General features: G+C 56.9%; 12 protein-coding genes. 6 read left to right on the top strand and 6 right to left on the bottom strand.

Annotated elements, in window-relative coordinates:
- The first annotated feature begins 12 nt into the window (after window positions 1–12).
- Window positions 13–1,290, top strand: coding sequence for an aminotransferase class III-fold pyridoxal phosphate-dependent enzyme (locus tag Q0864_RS13095; protein WP_298570651.1), 1,278 nt, complete (start codon window positions 13–15; stop codon window positions 1,288–1,290).
- Window positions 1,287–2,228, top strand: coding sequence for a phosphotransferase (locus Q0864_RS13090; protein WP_298570649.1), 942 nt, complete (start codon window positions 1,287–1,289; stop codon window positions 2,226–2,228). Before Q0864_RS13095 ends, Q0864_RS13090 begins: the two co-directional genes overlap by 4 nt.
- 27 nt (window positions 2,229–2,255) lie before the next feature.
- Here Q0864_RS13090 and pncB read toward each other — a convergent pair whose 3' ends face one another.
- Window positions 2,256–3,548, bottom strand: coding sequence for a nicotinate phosphoribosyltransferase (pncB, locus tag Q0864_RS13085; RefSeq protein WP_298570648.1), 1,293 nt, complete (start codon window positions 3,546–3,548; stop codon window positions 2,256–2,258).
- Complete coding sequence (gene pncA / locus Q0864_RS13080; RefSeq protein WP_298570647.1) at window positions 3,549–4,157, bottom strand: bifunctional nicotinamidase/pyrazinamidase; 609 nt, start codon at window positions 4,155–4,157, stop codon at window positions 3,549–3,551.
- Window positions 4,158–4,257: 100 nt separating this feature from the next.
- On the opposite strand from pncA, the gene Q0864_RS13075 reads away from it, so the two are divergent.
- Window positions 4,258–5,169, top strand: a complete 912-nt coding sequence (locus Q0864_RS13075) for a rhodanese-related sulfurtransferase (protein ID WP_298570857.1) — start codon at window positions 4,258–4,260, stop codon at window positions 5,167–5,169.
- Between the two features lie 37 nt (window positions 5,170–5,206).
- Here the strand turns inward: Q0864_RS13075 and Q0864_RS13070 are convergent, their stop codons facing one another.
- From Q0864_RS13070 to Q0864_RS13060, 3 genes are read right to left on the bottom strand one after another with little or no spacing between them, the layout of a single operon-like run.
- Entirely contained in the window at window positions 5,207–6,433 is a 1,227-nt protein-coding gene (locus tag Q0864_RS13070) for a polysaccharide biosynthesis/export family protein (RefSeq protein ID WP_298570646.1), read from the bottom strand.
- A 27-nt stretch (window positions 6,434–6,460) separates the two neighbouring features.
- On the bottom strand, window positions 6,461–7,114 hold the full coding sequence (locus Q0864_RS13065) for an ABC transporter ATP-binding protein (RefSeq protein ID WP_298570644.1): 654 nt from the start codon (window positions 7,112–7,114) through the stop codon (window positions 6,461–6,463).
- Window positions 7,115–7,123: 9 nt separating this feature from the next.
- Window positions 7,124–8,428, bottom strand: a complete 1,305-nt coding sequence (locus Q0864_RS13060; protein ID WP_298570642.1) for a sugar transporter — start codon at window positions 8,426–8,428, stop codon at window positions 7,124–7,126.
- Between the two features lie 179 nt (window positions 8,429–8,607).
- Between Q0864_RS13060 and Q0864_RS13055 the strand changes: the two genes are divergently transcribed.
- Window positions 8,608–9,336 (top strand): ABC transporter permease, encoded by a 729-nt coding sequence (locus Q0864_RS13055; protein ID WP_298570855.1) that lies wholly within the window; start codon window positions 8,608–8,610, stop codon window positions 9,334–9,336.
- Window position 9,337: 1 nt separating this feature from the next.
- Entirely contained in the window at window positions 9,338–10,273 is a 936-nt protein-coding gene (locus tag Q0864_RS13050; RefSeq protein ID WP_298570640.1) for a glycosyltransferase family 2 protein, read from the top strand.
- A 33-nt stretch (window positions 10,274–10,306) separates the two neighbouring features.
- On the opposite strand, the gene Q0864_RS13045 is transcribed toward Q0864_RS13050, so the two are convergent.
- Window positions 10,307–11,950 (bottom strand): M10 family metallopeptidase, encoded by a 1,644-nt coding sequence (locus Q0864_RS13045; RefSeq protein WP_298570638.1) that lies wholly within the window; start codon window positions 11,948–11,950, stop codon window positions 10,307–10,309.
- Window positions 11,951–12,169: 219 nt separating this feature from the next.
- On the opposite strand from Q0864_RS13045, the gene Q0864_RS13040 reads away from it, so the two are divergent.
- Complete coding sequence (locus Q0864_RS13040) at window positions 12,170–15,793, top strand: hypothetical protein (RefSeq protein ID WP_298570636.1); 3,624 nt, start codon at window positions 12,170–12,172, stop codon at window positions 15,791–15,793.
- Window positions 15,794–15,814: the final 21 nt, after the last annotated feature.

Raw genomic sequence — 15,814 nt, 5'->3', positions numbered from 1 at the left:
CGGAGCCCCAACATGCCGGAAATCGCCACCCTTCTGAAGAGACGAGCACGCCTTCTTGGTCCCAACATGACGACGTTCTACGACAAGCCTGTGCACATCGTACGGGGCGATGGCGCATGGCTTTGGGATGCCGATGGGCACCGCTTTCTTGATTGCTATAACAACGTGCCCCATGTCGGTCACGCGCATCCGAAAGTTGTCGAGGCGATCACCCGGCAAGCGGCCACGCTGAACACGCACACGCGGTACCTGCATGAGGGGATTTTGGACTATGCAGAACGTCTGACAGACACGATGCAACATGACCTTGAAACGCTGATTATGGTGTGCACCGGGTCCGAAGCCAATGACATCGCCTTGCGCATGGGCCGCGCCGTGACTGGCAAAACCGGCATTGTCTGCACGGACAACACCTATCACGGCAACACAGATCTGGTCTCGCATTTGTCCGCCAAGAAAACACCCATCGGCGGGGCTGTGGACTGGGTCAAGAAGGTGCCTTCGCCAGATACGCTCGCGCCATTGGGGGGCAGCGTTGACGCCCAACCACAGGCCTTCGCAGACGAAATCCAGAAAGCAATCGACGCGCTGGAAGCCGAGGGCCATGGCTTTGGCACGCTGATCCTTTGCCCCTTCTTCGCCAACGAAGGCTTTCCCGACCTGCCCAAGGGCTTTCTTGAACCGACCGTCGAAGTCGTGCGCCGGGCGGGTGGTGTCATCATCGCAGACGAAGTGCAGCCCGGATTTGGCCGAACCGGCAGGAATTTCTGGGGGCATGACCGCATCGGACTTGCCCCGGATATCGTCACGATGGGCAAACCGATGGGCAACGGCCACCCCGTCGCTGCGGTCGTCACGCGACCCGAGATCATGGCCGAATTTCGCACCCGTTTCGGCTATTTCAACACGTTTGGTGGCAACCCTGTCTCAGCCGCTGCCGCAATGGCGGTATTGGATGTTTTGGAAGACGAAGGGCTCGTTGAGAACGCCCGCGACACAGGCGACTATACCCTGGGGCTGCTGAAAGAGCTTGATCACCCGATGATCGCCGACATTCGTGGGGCAGGCATGTTCCTTGGGGTAGAATTCGCAAAGGATGGCGATACGCAAGCCGCCGCTGCGTTCTGTGCACAAACCGTCGAAGGCATGCGCGAAAGAGGCGTTCTGCTTCACAGCGTCGGACGCCACTATCACGGTATCAAGATCCGTCCACCCATGTGCTTTGACAAGGCGCAGGCTGATGTGCTCGTTGAAACCCTGTCCGCGACACTGAAGGCGCTTCCAGCATGAGTGCGCTGCAAGACGCATTGAAGGCCTGGCGCGCGCAGGACATTCGCATGATCAAGGACCGCGAGAACATCGTGCACGAGGTCCGCGTGGATAGCCGTTCGGCCGCATTGCGGTTGCACCGCCCCGGATATCAAAGCCCCGCTGCCATCCAGTCCGAACTTGACTGGATGGCGGCCCTGGCCCGCGCCGGGATGCGTGTTCCCGCACCGATTCCGACGGCAAGCGGGGACACCGTGGTCCGCCTTGGCGACGGTCAATGTGCCACGATGATCACATGGGTCGAAGGCAAGCCGATCGGCGAAGGTGGCGTGCCGCTTGACGGCGGTGCAAACCAGCACTGCGCCCTTTACCGCAGGGTTGGTCGTGAAATCGCGACGCTGCACAACCTGACCGACCAGTTGTCGTTACCGACAAAGTTTTCACGACACAGATGGGACATTCCCGGCCTGTTGGGTGATCAACCCTTTTGGGGTCGATTTTGGGAAAGCCCTGCCTTGTCCGCAGACGAACGCGCTTTGGTTTTGCGTGCGCGCGCTGTTGCGCATGACAAGGCGACCGCTTTTGCCGAAAACGGCGCCGATTTTGGTCTGATCCACGCCGATGCCCTGCGCGAGAACATCTTTATTCACAAGGGCGACCTGACGTTGATCGATTTTGACGACGCGGGCTTCGGTTTTCGGCTGTATGACCTTGCCGTTATGATGACCCAGAACGAAGAGGAACCCGCGGCCGACGCAATCCGCGATGCGGCCATCGCAGGGTATCGCGAACTGCGCCCCTTGCCTGACGACGCCGAAGCACTGCTGCCAATGTTTGTCATGATGCGACGTTTTGCATCGATGGGTTGGGCCGTGCCGCGCAATCCCGCCGACAGCCCGGTCGTGCGCGAGTATGCCGTGAAAGCCATACGGGCGGCACGGGCGTTTCTGGATCAGTAGTCATCGTCTTTTCGCGCCTGTCTGCGCTTAGACAATGACCTCCATTTCAGGCTGTTTGCCGACACCAAAAACGCGCTTATAACGCTCGATTTCAGACTTTGGCCCCATGGCCTTGCGGGGGTTATCCGACAGCTTGACCGTCGCCCGCCCATTGGCCGCAACCGCTTTGCAGACCAGCGAAAACGGCGCAAGCGCATCGTCTGGCACAAGACCGCGGAAATCGTTGGTCAAAAGCGTGCCCCAACCAAAACTTGTCCGCACACGCCCTGCAAATTGCTGATGAAGTTCGATGATCTTGGCCGTATCCAGGCCATCCGAGAAGATCACCATCTTCTGTGTCGGGTCTTCGCCACGTTCCTTCCACCACTTGATGGCGATCTCGGCGCCCTCAGCCGGGTCACCGCTATCGATCCGGATACCCGTCCACCCGGCCAGCCAATCCGGCGCATGGTCCAGAAAGCCCTGCGTGCCATAGGTGTCAGGCAGGATGATCCGCAGATTCCCATCATGTTCTTCATGCCAATCCGCTAGCACCTCATACGGGGCTTGCGCCAAGGCTGCGTCATCATCAGCCAAGGCAGCATAGACCATGGGCAATTCGTGCGCGTTTGTGCCGATCGCCTCGATGTCGCGTTTCATTGCGATCGAACAATTCGAGGTGCCGACGAAGCGATCCCCCAACCCTTCCATCATCGCCTGAACGCACCAGTCTTGCCACAGATAGCTGTGGCGACGTCTGGTTCCGAAATCGGCCAGACGCAAATCCTCAAGCTGGCGGAGTTGCTCGATCTTTTCCCAGATCCGGGTCATCGCACGGGCATAGAGCACCTGAAGTTCGAACTTTCCCATGCCGCGCAGCACGGCCCGGCCACGCAGTTCCATCAGCACCGAAAGCGCAGGGATTTCCCACATCATGACTTCGGGCCACGACCCTTCGAACGTAAGCTCGAACTGATCGCCGACACGTTCAAGATGGTAATCGGGCAAGCGCACACCTTCGAACCACTCCATGAAATCCGGGCGAAACATCTGGCGCTTGCCATAGAAGGTATTGCCCCGCAGCCACGTGCTTTCACCACGCGACAAGCTCAGCGACCGGATATGGTCCAACTGCTCGCGCAGCTCGCCTTCGTCGATCAGATCGGCCAAGGGCAAAGACTTCGTGCGGTTGATCAGGCTGAATGTGACGTTGGTGTCCGGCTTGTTGCGAAACACTGATTGGCACATCAGGAGCTTATAGAAATCGGTGTCGATCAACGACCGGACGATCGGGTCGATCTTCCAATGGTGGTTGTAAACCCGGCTTGCGATATCGACCATCTATGCCTCCAACGTCACGCCTGCGGCGCGCATGTTTGCGCGGGCAATGTCCAGTGATCCGTCAAGATCAATTGCACGACACGCAGTTTCCAGAACGGTCACGTCAAATCCAAGTTTGGCCCCGTCGATAGCGGAATACGCCACGCAGAAATCGGTGGCCAGCCCCACAAGCGTCAGCTTCGATACGCCACGCGTGCGCAAATACCCTTCCAGCCCGGTCGGCGTTGTCTGGTCATTCTCAAAAAAGGCCGAGTAGCTGTCAATCTGGGCGCGGAACCCCTTGCGGATGATCAGATCGGCGCGATCACGATGCAGATGTTCATGAAATGCTGCCCCGATGCTGCCCTGAATGCAGTGATCCGGCCACAGAACCTGCGTGCCATAGGGCATTTGTGTCGTGTCAAAAGGTGCTTTTCCCTTGTGGGAAGACGCAAAGGAGCTATGGCCCGCCGGGTGCCAGTCCTGTGTCAGAACTTTCACCTGAAAATCAGCTAGCATCGCGTTGATCACCGGAATGATTTTGTCGCCCTCGTTGACCGCCAACGCGCCGCCGGGGCAAAAGTCGTTTTGGACATCGATCACGATCAGGGCTTCGGTTGCGTCACGCATGGGCGATCCTCCTTGAAACTCAATGGGTAAGCACCGCGCGAAGGCGGGTCAAGCGCAGGGCGGGCTTGATCCTTTGAAAACATGGGCGTATGCCGCCCGTATGTATACAATCGCAGCACTTTATCACTTCACCCGGTTCGACAACCCCGAAGCCTTGCAGGCACCTTTGCTGGAGCTTGCCCAGCGCGAGCATGTCACAGGCTCTTTGCTTTTGGCGCGCGAGGGGATCAACGGAACCATCGCTGGGCCACGCAAGGGGATCGACGCCGTCATCGCGCATATCCGCGCCTTGCCGGGATGTCATGATCTGTCCTGGAAAGAAGCAACCGCCAAGGATCAGCCCTTTGGCAAGATGAAAGTGCGCCTGAAGAAAGAGATCGTGACCATGGGCCTGCCGGATGTCGACCCGCGCGCCCGTGTCGGGCACTACGTGCTGCCCGAAGACTGGAACGACTTAATCTCGCAAGACGATGTCGTTGTGATCGACACACGCAATGACTACGAAGTGTCGATCGGCACCTTCGAGGGCGCAATTGATCCCGAAACGAAGACTTTCCGCGATTTCCCTGCTTGGTGGGAAGACAACAAAGACCGCTTTCACAACAAGCGCGTGGCGATGTTCTGCACGGGCGGCATTCGATGCGAAAAGTCGACCAACTTCTTGCTTGGCCAAGGGATAGAGGACGTTTTCCACCTGAAAGGTGGCATCTTGCAATACCTCGAAGATATCCCGGCAGAGGACAGCCTATGGAATGGCGCATGCTTCGTGTTCGATGGCAGGGTGTCCGTGGAACATGGATTGGCAGAGGGCCCGCACGAACTGTGCCATGCCTGCCGCCGCCCAATCCTTCCGCAAGACAAGACCCGCCCGGAATACGAAGACGGGGTCAGTTGCCACCAGTGTATTGAAGAATTCGATGACGCACGCCGTACCCGGTTCCGAGAGCGGCAAAAGCAGATCGCCCTGTCACGTGCGCGCGGGGAAAGGCATCTGGGGCGCCAGCCAGGCTAAGCAACTGGCGCGGGGGTTGCCCGCGCCAAAAAAAGTTCTACAGCTTGTTCACATCAACCGCCGTGCCCGCGATCTTGCGAAGCAGGTCAAGCAACACGCTAACCGATGCAACAGAGCTTTCGGTCACCAACACGGTGTCTTGGCTGTGAACGCTGAACTTCCCTGCACTGAACAGTCCATCGGCCGTGGTCAGGTCAATCACGAAAACACTGCGTGTGTTGTCTGGACCCGAATTATCGGCCCGAACGGCTTTCGATGGGTATTCCCGCAATATCAAGATACCTTTCGGATTTGCGCGAATATCCGACAGCCCGCCGATCATCGACATTGCATCCAGCGCCGAAATATCGGCCTTCGAGAACGGGATCAGCGCCTCGCGGCTGGCGGCACCCAACGACCGGAAATAGCGTTTGTCCTCTTCAACCGCGACCTTGTCGCCGGGCTGAAGCACAACGTCATAGCTTGCATTGGCCATCACTTGCTCTAGCGGCCGACGGTAGGACCGGTTGCCACGGATAAGTTTGACCAAAGGATTGTCAATTCTGGCGCTTGGGCCACCAGCTGTGGCGATGGCATTTAGCACCGTGAAATCGGGATCTTCCATCGTGATCGGGCCGGGGCGCGAAACACCCGACACCACGGAAACGGCACCCCGTGTGCCTGGCTGAACATTAAGCTGGACCTGAGCGGAGGGTATGACCTCTTCGTATTTGCGCTGAATACGCGTGCGCGCCGCGGCGTGGGGCATGCCCGCAATATGGACTGTGCCAACAAATGGCAAAAACACCGTCCCGGCAGCCGAAACCTGCATGCTTTGCATCTGAACTGTGTTTTGGCCCGGCGACGACAGCAACGAGTCTTCTTCACTGTCCCAAACCGTCACATCCACACGGTCAAAGGCCCGGATTGCGCGGTCTGCAGCGGGTGCCCCGCGCGCTGGCCATGAATACGCCGCGCTATTGTTGGGTGAAGGCCATCTGGAAATCGAGGACAGCGTTTCGCGAGACACACGATAAACCGCGAGATCTGACCGTTCTTCCGCTTCTTTTCCGATAATTTCCGACTGAATAGGTGCCCCACGTGGCAAACTACAGCTAGCCAAGGCAAACACCGATACGGCGACCAATACAAAGCGCATAAACGCGACCCCCAAAAATGCAGCAAGCTTGAAATTCACAAGCCAGTTTCGCGCACAATAGGGCGACAAAAGGCCTTTCACAAGCCTGTCATCACCATATTTCGTGGTCTGCAGCCTCTCAGACACAAGACAGTTTGTTGCCAAATAGCGCTGTTAGTTCGCAATCTGCCTGTGAACTTCGACGGCTTCCGTAACGTCTTCATAATAGGTCAGTTTTCCGTCTTCCAGAATACATGCAGCGTCGCAGACATTCGTGATGACGCGCAAGTTGTGGGTCACAAGAAGCGCCCCGCTGGATTCCATTCGGTCGCGAAACACTGCCATGCTCTTCTTGCGAAAGGATGCGTCGCCGACCGAAGTCACCTCGTCCACCAAATAGACGTCAAACTTGATCCCCATCGAAACCCCGAACGCAAGCCGGGATTTCATCCCTGAAGAATAGGTTCGAACTGGCATATGGAAATGTTGCCCCAGCTCGGCGAACTCTTCGACATAGGCGCGAAGCTCATCTGTATCGATGCCATAAATCCGCGCCAGAAACTTTGTGTTTTGTGCGCCCGTCAGATCGGCGTGGAAGCTGCCCGAAAACCCGACCGGCCAAGACACCGTGCCGTCGATTTCGATCGTCCCGCTATCGTGACGCATGGTGCCTGCGACCATGCGCATCAGGCTGGATTTGCCCGCACCATTGCGCCCCAACAACCCAATAACTTTGCCCGCTTCGAAGTCGACATTGATATTGTCGGCGACCACCTTGGTCTGGCCGCGCAGGTGGTAGGCTTTGCAAAGGTTGCGAATACGGATCATGCGGTCGCTCTATTTCCGGTCACGCACCGAATAGTAAACCATTACGGCAACCGTCCAGATACCAAGCAGGAAAGCCAGCATGGTCGCCAGAATGGTCAGGCGATTGGGATACTGAGCGGTTTCGGCCAATGTTGGTTCGATATATGCCGCCAGATAGCGTGACTTGCGCGCCGCTTCGGCCGTCGCCCCATCCAATGCAGCCAAGGCTGACAGATAAGCAGTTTCGGCGAATTGCTTGTCGACCGAGAGGCTTTCATATTCGCCAATCAGGTCGGCATATGCACCGTTTACCGTGCCCTCTTCCGAGCTGAAGCGCTGCCGTTCTTCATGCAATCGTTCCGTGATGACATCGACGCGCCGCTGCGCCTGAGACAACCGCGGATCATCCGCACGAGAGCCTTGCATGAGCAAATCCAGATCAATCTGCGCACTGGCCAGCTGGGATTGTAGCGAATTCAACAGACCCATCCGGCCAACGATGTCGGCCTGAGGGTCAATAATCTGGGTTTTCAGCCTGAACTTCTGAATGGCCGTGCGGGTTTCGCGCAGTCGCTCCACCGCAAGGCTGAGCTCCTCACGCGCATAGCGCGTCGCATCAGCGCGCGCGATTGCCGTGAGATCGTTGATCATCTTGGAGCTCTCATCATAGATAGCGTCCGCGACGGCTTTCGCATCTTCGGGTCTGAACGCCGTCACACGCACTTCGATCAGCCCGGATCCGCTGTCGTAAAACACTTTGACAATCCGCGACCAAAACGATTGGAGCGTTTCGATCTTGGCGTCTTGGTCCACGCCGAAAATCGGGTCCGAAGGCATGTAGTACATGCTCTTAAGATCAAGGCGATCATCGATCAGCCGGACAATCCGCTGGCTCTGAATGAACTCAAACAAAACATCCGTATCTGTCCCGCTGGAGGCGCCAGACAGGTTGGTGATACCGCCAAGGATCTCGACCGGGGATGCCGTTTCTTCTGCACGCACCAAGAACCCAAGATGAGAGGCATACTGATCCTTGGCTACAAAATACAGATAGGCACCAGCAAGAATCATCGGAAGCAGAACAACGATGTAGAAGGACTTCAGAAGCATCCCATGCCTGCGGCGGAATTTTGCCTTACCTGCGGGTTTTGGAGTCGGCTGAACCACTGGCTGCGCAGGCTTCTCTGTTTTGGGCGTCTTCTTCTTTTTCTTCGGTTCTATTGGGCCTTCGTCCCATGAATCATCGGCAAGGTCGTCAATATCGTCCTTGGACAGCGCTTTGGCAGTCGAAGGGGATGCCTTGCTTTTGGGCTTATTAGAGCCTGCATCTTTCATTGCGCCGCCTTTTGCGTTAGTCATCCGGGAACACACGCCAGAAGCGTGATTTTGTCTATAATCTATGCGGGTTGTTATCGGACACCCGCCCCCATGATTCAACTCGATTTTACACAATGTCCCAGCCACTAACAGCCGATACCACTTCTTTTAAGTCAGGGCGCACGATTGTGGCCCTGATGTTGCGCGAGATGTCGTCAACATACGGCAAGTCCTCGCTTGGGTATCTCTGGGCATTGGCCGAGCCGGTTGGCGGGATTGCCTTTCTATCAATAGTTTTCGCCTTGGCGCTGCGTTCGCCATCGCTGGGCGACAGCTTTCCCCTGTATTACTCGACCGGTTTGCTGCCCCTGTCGCTGTTTCGCGAGGTTAGCTCGAAGACCGCCGTCGCGATCCGGTATTCCAAGCCGCTTTTGGGGTATCCGCGGGTAACCTATATCGATGCGATCATCGCGCGCGCGCTGTTGAACGGACTGACCGGAGCAATGATCGGTGCTGTTCTGATCGGCGGCATGGTAATCCTGAACCCCTCTTTTGTGTTTCTGAACATTCCCGAAATGGCGCTGGCCTATACGATGGCGTTAGGCCTTGCACTTGGCTTTGGCACCTTGAACTGTTTTCTGTTCTGGAAATTCACCTTCTGGCAGCAGATTTGGGGCATTCTCATGCGGCCGCTGTTTTTGATTTCGGGTGTCTTGTTCAACTTCGAAGACCTTCCAAAGGTCGCGCAGGATATTCTTTGGTACAACCCGATTGTTCACGTCATCGGCCAGATGCGCATGGGGGTCTATGCGACTTACGAACCGACGTATATTTCCTACATTTATATCTTCGCGATCATTCTTGCGACTCTGTCAGCCGGGCTGATTTTGCTGACGCGCTACAATCAAGACATCATGTACAACTGACATGAGCTTCTCTGATCACGTTCACATTTTGATGTGCACCTATAACGGTGCAGACTTCATCGCAGATCAGTTGGAAAGCTTTGCACGTCAGGACCACCGAAACTGGTCTCTTTGGGTCCGCGACGACGGCTCGTCCGATGACACTCTGGCGATCGTTCAGGCGTTCCGTGACACGCACCCACAACACGAGGTGCACATCCGCCAAGGCGCTCAGGATGGTGTCGCGATGAACTTCCTGACCCTTCTGTGCGACGCAGAGCTGGCCCAACGACCCGGATTTGTCGCACTGTCCGATCAGGATGATGTCTGGTTGCCGCACCGGCTGTTGCGCGGGCTTGAGGCCTTAGGGCGTCTGCCCAGCGACGAACCGGCACTGTATGGCAGTCGCACGATCCTCGTGGATGAAGACCTGACGCATCGGCGCGAGTCGCGCCCGTTCCGGCGCCCACCTGGTTTTGCCAATGCGCTTGTGCAGAACATACTTGCCGGCAACACAATGCTGCTGAACGAACCCGCCTTGCGCCTGTTGCGCGAAGCCGGCCCGCAAAGCGACATCCCGTTTCACGATTGGTGGATTTATCAACTGCTTGCCGGCGCCGACGCCACCATCGTCGCCGATCCCGAACCCGCGTTGCTGTATCGCCAGCACGGATCGAATACCTTGGGGGCCAACTTGGGTCGTGGTGCCTTGCAACGGCGTCTCAGCTTGTTGCGAAACAGGCATTTCAAAAGCTGGGTGGACGGAAACAACGCCGCACTGACCCGCAATGCCAAACTGCTAACCAGCGAGAATGCGCAAAAGCTGGAAACGTTCATCCACCGTCACGACCGCAACAGGTTCAGTTCTGTCTTTACCCTTGGTCGCCACGGTATCCGGCGACAAAGCACGCGTCAGACTCTGGTGCTGTATACTGCCTTCCTGATGGGCCGGTTTTAAGGCACCAACATCGCTTGAGGGAGCCTTTGAAGCTCAGAAAAAAGCGATGTCGTCGACAAGGGAGCTTGGGTCTGCCACGCCGCGGACGATCAGGGTATCCCCGTTGTCGAAGGTAATTGTGGTGTCGGTTCCATCGGACTGGGCGCTATTTGCGATCAGATCGGCCGCATCCGTCACGACAACCAGATCAGCGTCGATGCTGATCGAATCCCCCCCGATGTCCGAGAAATCAGCGATGACATCATTGCCGCTTTCAAAGATAAACTCGTCTGCGCCAGAGCCGCCATGCAACAGGTCATCCCCCGCGCCGCCCGCCAACACATCATTCCCGGCACCGCCATAAAGCCTATCTGCCCCGCCCATACCTTGCAAAACATCATCGCCAGAACGGCCGGAAACCCAGTTGGCGGCTGCGTTGCCGATCAGGTTATCAGCGTGAACGGACCCTTCCACCCCTTCGATGGAGAGGAAGGTATCGCCTGACGCTCCGCGTCCAGACTGACCAGTTGTCAGATTGACATCCACGCCCGTAGCTTCGTAGCGATAAGACACACTGTCGAAGCCTGACCCGCCATTCAACACATCGGCGCCTTTGCCGCCCCGCAGTAAGTCATTGCCCAGGCCACCGATAAGCTTGTCTTTGCCATCGTTCCCATACAGGCGATCGTTCCCACCATTGCCGACAAGAATATCAGCCCCGGAATACCCGATCAGCTTGTTGACCAGCTTGTTGCCAATCAGCACGTCCGCTCCCTGCCCACCAATGGCGTTTTCAATCCAGGTTCCCTTTTCGATCTGCAGGTTTTTGGATTTCCCAAGGACATTCGAAAAGCTACCCGGATTCAGGTCAATCCGCTGGGATTTGCTGGTTTTGGACATGTTGATCGCGTCCGTGCCGCCTTGGTCAAAGATGGTGAAAGCGCCAACTGATTTCTGTTTGGTCAGATGCTTCACCGGCCCCTTCGCCTTTGAGCCAAACCCGTAGGTTGTCGAACCGGTGTTCACTTTTTTCGATCCGGACGGCCGACCATACAGATCGTGAATCGCCTCCAGGTCCGCGGGCATCGGGGTCAGGATGAACGCTTTCGACCCGCTGACCTTGGTGTTCTCGGTCTGCGAGAAATACGACATGACGCTCATTTGCCAGCTGTCGTTGGCAAACTTCGCGTCTTTAGGAAATCGGGCATTGCCGTTGTAATTTCCCGCGTGGCCAAGCCCCAGCGCGTGACCGGTTTCATGCAAGAAGGTCTGATAGCTATAGCTGGCAAGTTTGTAGGCCTCGCCTTTGTGCCACCACTTCGGAATATTCACCTTCGCCTTGGTGATATCGCCCTTCGAATTATAGTTCGTCACGGTGTAGGCGCCATCCTGATCACCTTGGACGTACTTGATGTCAGCCTTTGCAAACGGCACTTTCTTGAACTTGATACCCGTCGCCGCAGACCACGCCTGCAAGGACTTGTGCGCGAACCATTTCCCAGCCTTGGACAATTTATCGTGGTTGTAAGTCAGAACGCGACCAGGCCGCAGCTTGAACGACGCATCGACCGGCTCTCCGACATACCGCGAGAACCCGGTGGTCAATTGATGGGCAAACTGGTCAACGGACCCATAGGAACGGGCGTATTGGACCGATTGAGATCCAGAACCAAAAAAGTCTAGCGTATGTGCCGTCATTTGATCTTCCCTGCCCGGTTTGCGTTAGGCGCTATGAGTTCAAGCTCTCCGCTATAGAGCAACCGACTCTGGCTATATTAGGGAATATTGTTGTCAGCCGCAGTGTCACGGCTTTTTGACAATTGCGCTTAACAGACATTAACAACAAGTTGTCACCAAACTCCCAATTCAGGACGCATTTCCCAAAGTAGCCGTTAAGCCTTCTGAAGCACCTTAGTCATGCAAGTTTTTGCGTGGGTGAAAATCGGGGTGGTTGGGGTGACCAGTTTCGTGTTTTCCGGAACCCTTGTCGGGTCCGGGTTAGATTATGTATCAGGGGTGACCGATCTTGAAATCGTGTGGACGGGTGGCGCAGCTTACCTGTATTCCACCACCGGTTTCGGAGGCGGCGCCACTGCATTTTCCATCGCCTTGGATGGAACCACACAGGTCGTTCACCAGACCGCGTTCGACTATTCCCTTATGTCATCGTCCACGGCCCAGATTGAAATCGTAGAACATGACGGGCTGACCAAATTCGTGGCTTTTGGCCACCACGATTGGCTTCTGGATGGCTATACGGTCAACGCCAACGGCACGCTGACAACGCCCACGCAGTTTGATTGGGGCACCGGAGGGGAGGGCAACCTGTCAGGCTTCCACTCCCTTTCAATTGACGGCACAACGCATGTCTTTGGTGCAAGCGCGTGGGGTAGCGGTTTCAAACATTACGAGATCACGGGCGATTCCGTGTTCACGTTGCAAACCGACTTAACGACCAGCTCGGGCCAGAACAAAGCCGATATCGTTGCGTTCGAAAGCTTGGTGATCGACGGCGCTACGGTGTTGCTTGCGGCCTCAACGCATATCGACGGCTTGAAAAGCTACACGCTTGGCACCGATGGCAAACCTGTCGAGGCAAATGCGCTTAGCTCGGCCCAGGCGTTGCCAATTTCGTCACCGACAGCGATGGCAACCGGGTTTGTCGGCGACAAGGCCTTTGTTGTTGTTGCCGGCGCCGGCAGTTCATCGTTAACCGTGCTGGAGGTTGACGGGTTGGGCAACCTCGACCCCGTAGACCACGTGATCGACAACAAATGGACGCGCTTTTCAAAGGTGACCGAAGTCGAAACCGTGCAGGTTGGCGACCAGCTTTTTGTGATCGCAGGGGGGGCGGATGACGGGCTGTCGTTGTTCACCCTCATGCCGGACGGCTCTTTGGTTCATTTGGACACAATTGCCGATACGAACAACACCGCGTTGCAGAATATTGCATCACTTGAAGCGACCTATCTGAACGGCAAAATCCAGATTTATGCGACCAGTGAAACCGAAGCCGGGATCACTCAATTCGAGGTCGATCCGGGGTCGATCGGTCAGAACATAGTGGGCACCAATACCGCCGACACCCTGACCGGTGGGTCGGCAAACGACCTGATCGAAGGCGGCATGGGCAACGACACCCTGATCGGTGGGGCCGGCGACGACATCTTGCGCGACGGAACCGGGCAAGACCAATTGACCGGTGGCGCGGGCGCTGATGTCTTTGCGCTGGTCGCCGACAACGCGGCGGACACGATCACCGACTTTCAAGCGGGCGTCGATACGTTGGATCTGTCGGGCTACTACATGCTCTATGACGCCCGTCAGATGACCGTTCAGACGCGGTCCTGGGGCGCAGAGGTCACCTATCGAAACGAGGTCATCTATGTCCACAGCGCTGGCGGTGGTCCACTGACCGCCTCTCATTTCTCGACCGAGGGCACATTGTCCTTGGACCGTCCGCCAAATGGTTTCCAATTCATTCCCGAGGTGGTGAATGGCACCAATGGCAATGATGTTCTGGTCGGTGACGAAGGCACGGATACGCTGAACGGGCTGGACGGCGACGACATCATGTCGTGGTCCGAGGGGGCAGATATCTTCAACGGTGGCGCTGGCACCGATTGCGTATCCTACGCAGGTGCCTCGCTGGGCGCCGTCGTCAATTTGGAAAGCGGTCACGCCGATGGTGCTGCAGTTGGCGATCAGTTTGACGACATCGAAAACCTGGTCGGGTCCGATCACAAAGACGTCCTGATCGGGGACGCTGGTGCAAACGTTATTGAGGGCGGTCTTGACAAGGACCGTCTAGAGGGCGGCGACGGAGACGATCACCTGCTGGGCGGCGACGGAAACGACACCTTGGTCGGCGGAGCTGGGGCGGACATACTGGATGGCGGCGAGAACCGCGACACCGTCGGCTATTTCGACGCCACGCAGGGTGTCGAGGTTTCGCTTCTCACCGGCATGACGGCCGGTGGGGCAGCAGGCGATACGCTGATTGGGATCGAAATGCTTGAGGGCAGCAATCACGACGACACTCTGGAAGGCGACAATTCGAACAACAAGCTGTCCGGCAACAGCGGAGACGACACTCTGCACGGGCTGAATGGCCACGACGACTTGTTTGGGGGCGACGGCGATGACCACCTTGATGGTGGCACCGGGAATGATACCTTGTTTGGCGGGGGCGGGAACGATGTCCTGATCGCTGGCGATGGAAGCGACTATCTAGACGGCGGCGACGGGTTTGACTGGGTCGATTATCGCGCAAGCACGGCACAGGTCACTGTAAACCTCTTAACCGGACAAGGCAGCGACGCCGCCGCGGGTGACACCTTTGTTTCGATCGAAAACATATACGGAAGCCAATATTCCGACACGCTCCATGGTGACGCGTCAGACAACCGGATCATCGGCATGGAAGGTGATGATCTTCTGTTCGGGGGCGCGGGCAATGACACGCTGGAGGGCGGCGCGGGTGGCGATACGCTGGACGGCGGCGAGGGTTGGGACTGGGTGGACTATCGCAACAGCGGCGGCCCAATCATCCTTGACCTGCAGTCAGGACGGTCAGACGGCGCGGCGTTGGGCGACACGCTGATCTCGGTTGAAAACCTGGTAGGGAGTTTAGGCAGCGATTTCATCTTGGCGGATGAGGCCAACAACCGGATCCTTGGCCAAAGTGGCAATGACGTGATCGCTGGCAGGCATGGGCATGACCGTGTGGAAGGCGGCTCCGGGAATGATCGCCTGTATGGCAACGACGGCAATGATATTCTGATCGGTGGCAGCGGACGCGATAAGCTTAGCGGTGGGGCAGGATTTGATATCGCCAGCTATGAAGATATGTCGCGAAGCGTAGGGGTGAACCTTGCCAGAAACAAACACTGGGCCGGCGCTGCTGGTGACCGCCTTTATTCAATCGAAGGCGTCAAAGGCGGAAGCGGAAGTGATGCGCTTTTGGGCAACCGCAGGGCCAACTGGCTGTCCGGCGAGGCTGGCAATGACCGGCTGAAAGGGCAAAGCGGTCACGACAAGCTTTATGGTGGGTCAGGAAGCGACAGGCTTTATGGTGGCAATGGTAACGACCGACTTTATGGTGGGTCGGGGAGTGACCGGCTGGATGGCGGTAAAGGCAGCGACCGGCTGTATGGTGGCACAGCAAGCGACAGGCTGAACGGTGGCAACGGCAACGATCGGCTGTATGGTGGGTCAGGAAACGAAGTTATCCGTGGGGGCAGGGGCCGCGACGTGCTTAGCGGCGACGCCGGCAACGATCTTATGATTGGCGGTCAGGGTGCAGATACGTTCCTGTTCAGCGACGGTCGTGATCGCATCAAGGATTTCAACACCAGATCAGACACGCTTTTGTTTTCTTCCGACCTATGGGGCGGCGGCGCGATGTCAGTGCGCAAAATCATGTCCTACGCCAAAATTCAAAAGGGCAATGCTGTTTTCGACTTTGGACACGGAGATAAGATCATCGTCGAAAATGTCTCTAGCTTGTCCGACATACGTGACGATATCGGCTGGTATTGACCTGTTGCGTCGTGCGCTATG

Source organism: uncultured Aliiroseovarius sp. (assembly GCF_947497285.1).
Classification (GTDB): Bacteria; Pseudomonadota; Alphaproteobacteria; order Rhodobacterales; family Rhodobacteraceae; genus Aliiroseovarius.
Note: the sequence above shows the minus strand (reverse complement) of the source record. Positions and strands in the feature narration are given on the sequence as shown.

What these genes read in the sequence shown, in the direction of transcription:
- Q0864_RS13095 (WP_298570651.1), top strand. Translation starts at nt 13, where the DNA reads ATGCCGGAAATCGCCACCCTTCTGAAGAGACGAGCACGCCTTCTTGGT.
- Q0864_RS13090 (WP_298570649.1), top strand. Translation starts at nt 1,287, where the DNA reads ATGAGTGCGCTGCAAGACGCATTGAAGGCCTGGCGCGCGCAGGACATT.
- pncB (WP_298570648.1), bottom strand. Translation starts at nt 3,548, where the DNA reads ATGGTCGATATCGCAAGCCGGGTTTACAACCACCATTGGAAGATCGAC.
- pncA (WP_298570647.1), bottom strand. Translation starts at nt 4,157, where the DNA reads ATGCGTGACGCAACCGAAGCCCTGATCGTGATCGATGTCCAAAACGAC.
- Q0864_RS13075 (WP_298570857.1), top strand. Translation starts at nt 4,258, where the DNA reads ATGTATACAATCGCAGCACTTTATCACTTCACCCGGTTCGACAACCCC.
- Q0864_RS13065 (WP_298570644.1), bottom strand. Translation starts at nt 7,114, where the DNA reads ATGATCCGTATTCGCAACCTTTGCAAAGCCTACCACCTGCGCGGCCAG.
- Q0864_RS13060 (WP_298570642.1), bottom strand. Translation starts at nt 8,428, where the DNA reads ATGAAAGATGCAGGCTCTAATAAGCCCAAAAGCAAGGCATCCCCTTCG.
- Q0864_RS13055 (WP_298570855.1), top strand. Translation starts at nt 8,608, where the DNA reads ATGTTGCGCGAGATGTCGTCAACATACGGCAAGTCCTCGCTTGGGTAT.
- Q0864_RS13050 (WP_298570640.1), top strand. Translation starts at nt 9,338, where the DNA reads ATGAGCTTCTCTGATCACGTTCACATTTTGATGTGCACCTATAACGGT.
- Q0864_RS13045 (WP_298570638.1), bottom strand. Translation starts at nt 11,950, where the DNA reads ATGACGGCACATACGCTAGACTTTTTTGGTTCTGGATCTCAATCGGTC.
- Q0864_RS13040 (WP_298570636.1), top strand. Translation starts at nt 12,170, where the DNA reads ATGCAAGTTTTTGCGTGGGTGAAAATCGGGGTGGTTGGGGTGACCAGT.